Here is a 3617-nt window from a genome sequence, read left to right on the forward strand (position 1 = left end):
GGCGCCGCTGGAGGTGGTGGCCTGCGGGACGCCGCGCTCCCACTGGCCCGAGGTGGCGGTGTCGGTGCCCGAGGGGTTGGTCGTCCAGCCGGTCGAGGTCTCGAAGGTGTCCTGCCAGACGACCGTCGGCGGCGTGGCGGTGGCGGTGGTCCACACCGCGTAGGCGATGGCGTCGGCGTTACGGTTCAGCGCGGTGTCGCTGATGTTGGCCGTGGTGTCGCAGGCCCGGTGATAGCAGGGATCGAACGCCTGGCCCGCCGTACCGCCCCAGAGGGTGGCCTGGGCGCTGGTCTTGACGCCCTCGGCGCCGGTGAAGGTGCCTCCGGCCGGGATGCCGACGGCGATGAAGGGCCCGTAGTCGGAGCGGCCGTCGAAGTCGGTGCCCCGGGTGGCCACGCCGATCGAGGTGAAGTACGCCTGGAGCGTCGCCTCCAGCTGCGCCGAGCCCGCCGGGCCGGGGCCCGAGCCGACGCCGTCGGAGTTGTCGCCGTCGTAGATGAAGTAGCCGGCGTTGGGCGAGCCGACCATGTCGAAGTTGTAGTAGCCCTTGATCTTGGCCCGCTCGGTGGCCGAGAGGCTGTTCACGTAGGCCTGCGAGCCGCGCAGACCCAGCTCTTCCGCGCCCCACCAGGCGAAGCGCAGATGCTTGGTGGGGGCCAGCGACTGGCGGGAGACCTCCAGGGCGGTCTCCAGGATGGCGGCGCTGCCCGAGCCGTTGTCGTTGATGCCGGGGCCCGCGGTCACGCTGTCGAGGTGGGCGCCGACCATGAGGATGTCGTTCGGGTCGCCTCCGGGCCAGTCGGCGATGACGTTGTAGCCGGTCGCGCCGCCGTAGGTGAACGACTGCAGGGTGGTGGTGAACCCCGCGCCGTCCAGCAGGCCCTTGACGTAGTTGGCCGAGGCCAGATAGCCGGGGCGGCCGTGCGCGCGGTTGCCGCCGTTGGCGGTGGCGATGGACTGGAGTTGGGTGAGGTGTGCCTTCACGGCGGTCAGCGAGATGTCCGGTGGGACGGCGGCCGACGCCGATGGTGCGGTGAATGCCAGAGGGATGGCCAGGATCGCCGCCATGCCCATGGTCCACAGACTGCGCATCATGCTCCTCGGGTTTGAGGGTGTGGGGGTCCCCCGAGCGGCGCGCACCCGTGGTGGGTGCGCGCCGTACAGCGTGGTGGTGCGCTTTGCTGGACTTTGTTGTTAGCGGGCCGCGCCCTCAGGAGCCGTCGCGGTCTGCGCCGCGGTCCTGGCGAGTGTCGCGGCGTTGCGGTCGGGGATGCCCGTCAGGTCGTAGGCGAAGAACGTGGTGGCGTAGCCGACGGCCTTGGAGTTGCGGTCGAGCGCGGCGGCGTCGATGTTGCCGATGCCGTCGCAGGCGGCGTGGTAGCAGGGGTCGTAGGCGACACCGGCGGTCCCGCCGAACTTGGCGGCCTGCTCGGCGGTCTTGAGGACCTCGGCGCCGCTGAAGATGCCTCCGGCCGGGATGTCGTTGGCGATGAAGGCGCCGTAGTCGGAGCGGCCGGTGAAGTCGGTGCCCTCGAAGGGCAGGCCGCGCTTGCCGTAGAACCTCTCCAGGCGCTTCTCGATCTCGGCCGACCCCGCCGGACCGGCAGGGGCGCCCTCGGCGTCGGAGTCGTCACCGTCGTACAGGAAGGTGCCGCCGTTCGGCGAGGCGATCATGTCGAAGTTCAGGTAGAGCCTGATCTTGTCCCGTTCGGCCTGGGACAGGCCCGCGACGTACTGCTCGGAGCCGAGCAGGCCCAGTTCCTCGGCGCCCCACCAGGCGAAGCGGAGCTTGTACTTGGTCGGCACCTTGGCCAGCTTCAGCGCGGTCTCCAGGACGGCGGCGCTGCCGGAGCCGTTGTCGTTGATGCCGGGGCCCTCGGGAACACTGTCCAGGTGCGCGCCGACCGCCACGATCTCGCCGGACTTGCCCCAGCGGGAGTCGGCGATCAGGTTCTTGGTACGGCCGACCGTGGTCTTGGCGTCCACCTTCAGGCGGACCGTGGTGTTCGGGCTGGCGGCCAGGTCCAGGCCGACGGCCGTGCTCGCCATCACGATGGGGAAGCCGAAGCGCCATTCGACGATGTCGAAGAGGAGCGGGTCGGTACGGCCGGGCTGGCCCTCGTTGAAGAAGATCACACCGGCCGCGCCGGCCGCCTTGGCGTTGGTGGCCTTGTCGACGAACGGGCAGGTGCCGCGCTGGAGCAGGGCGATCCGGCCGGGGACGAACCCGGCGAAGTCGGCGGCCTCGCACCCCGCGGTCGAGGTGTTCGGGTTCGGCGGCGTCGGGATGATCGCGTCGACGACCTGGATCTGGGCGGTGACGTCGCCAGGGCTGGAGGAGATCACCGTCACGAAGTCGGCCGGGTTGGCGTAGGTCTTCGCCTCGGGGGCCGTCTTCTGGAGGACCGACGGGCTGAACTCCTCCCAGTTGATCGGGAACTCGACGTCGGTCGTGGAGGTCTTGTATCCGGCCTTGTTCAGCTTGTCCTGCACGTAGGCCAGGGAGGCGTCGTAGCCGGACGTGCCCGCCGCCCGGTTGCCGCCGTTGGCGGTCGCGATCTGCTGGAACTTGTCCAGGTGTTTCTTGACGTTGCTGCCCTTGATCTGTGTCGCGAACGCGTTGGCGAGGACGTCCGGGACACTGGGGGCCGCGACGGTGGCACTCGCCGGTGCGGTGAAGGCGAGGGGGAGAGCGATGGCCGTGACCAGGGTGGCGGTCTGGACCATGCTGCGTCGTAACCTCAGGCGCATAACGCTCCTAGGGGGTGGAACGGAGGGAGACTCCCTATAGGTACATGGCGGAACGTACCGGTATCAACCGCGTTCGCCTAGGGATGTATCGACGCTGACTGACAAGAAAAGTTATCAAGTTCGACCCTGTCAGGGTTTTCTCAGGGATGCCTCGGGAACGTGGCGGTTCCGGCCGTTCGTTTGACCGGACGAAGAACACCGATTCGGGGAGAGGCGCCGTGTACCGTTCGAGAAACCACAAGATAATCGCCGGAGTCTGTGGCGGGATCGCGGACAGTCTCAACCTGCCGCCTACCCTCGTCCGGGTGCTGTGGCTGCTGCTCTCGCTCATTCCCGGGCCGCTCTGGGTCGTCTACGTGCTCATGTGGATCTTCATACCCAAGGCGCCGGAAGCTCGCTACTGAAAATAAGCTGGGGGCATGAGGCAACGCCCCCTGACCCTGGTCCAGGACGACCTGGTCGACTACGAGAAGGCGATGGAGCGGATGACCGACCTGGTCGGTCAGCGGCAACGCGACGAGCGCCCCGACACGCTCTGGCTGCTCAGCCACCCGCAGGTGTACACCGCGGGCAGGCGAACCCTTGAGCAGCACCTGCCCGATCCGGCTCACGGCATCCCGGTCGTGAGCACGGGTCGCGGCGGCCAGCTCACCTACCACGGCCCTGGCCAGCTGGTCGGGTACCTGATCGTCAAGCTCGGCGAGGACGAGGGGATCGTCGACTACGTTCGAGAGGTCGAGCTGAGGCTCGTCGCGGCGCTCGGCGCGCTGGGAGTCGCGGGCGAGCGCCCCGACACCCCCCCGGGCTCGGAGTTTCAGACCGGTGTGTGGACCGTCGAGACCGGACGCAAGATAGTCTCGATAGGC

Annotated in this window: 4 protein-coding genes; 2 read left to right on the forward strand and 2 right to left on the reverse strand. The window is 68.6% G+C overall.

Annotation, left to right across the window (positions count from 1 at the left end; genetic code table 11):
* Together ABT130_RS47180 and ABT130_RS47185 are read right to left on the reverse strand one after the other, a co-directional pair.
* The coding region (locus ABT130_RS47180) for a M28 family metallopeptidase (protein ID WP_350966436.1) at positions 1–1095 on the reverse strand (1095 nt) is incomplete at its 3' end.
* A 99-nt stretch (positions 1096–1194) separates the two neighbouring features.
* On the reverse strand, positions 1195–2727 hold the full coding sequence (locus ABT130_RS47185; protein ID WP_350966437.1) for a M28 family metallopeptidase: 1533 nt from the start codon (positions 2725–2727) through the stop codon (positions 1195–1197).
* Positions 2728–2969: 242 nt separating this feature from the next.
* Between ABT130_RS47185 and ABT130_RS47190 the strand changes: the two genes are divergently transcribed.
* Both ABT130_RS47190 and ABT130_RS47195 read left to right on the forward strand, forming a co-directional pair.
* Positions 2970–3155, forward strand: coding sequence for a PspC domain-containing protein (locus ABT130_RS47190; RefSeq protein ID WP_343964802.1), 186 nt, complete (start codon positions 2970–2972; stop codon positions 3153–3155).
* Positions 3156–3170: 15 nt separating this feature from the next.
* Positions 3171–3617, forward strand: a 447-nt coding sequence (locus tag ABT130_RS47195) for a lipoyl(octanoyl) transferase LipB (protein ID WP_350966438.1), incomplete at its 3' end; no start/stop codon positions are given.

The sequence above is a fragment of the Streptosporangium sp. NPDC001681 genome (genome assembly GCF_040298085.1).
Classification (GTDB): Bacteria; Actinomycetota; Actinomycetes; order Streptosporangiales; family Streptosporangiaceae; genus Streptosporangium.

What these genes read in the sequence shown, in the direction of transcription:
- ABT130_RS47185 (WP_350966437.1), bottom strand. Translation starts at nt 2,727, where the DNA reads ATGGTCCAGACCGCCACCCTGGTCACGGCCATCGCTCTCCCCCTCGCC.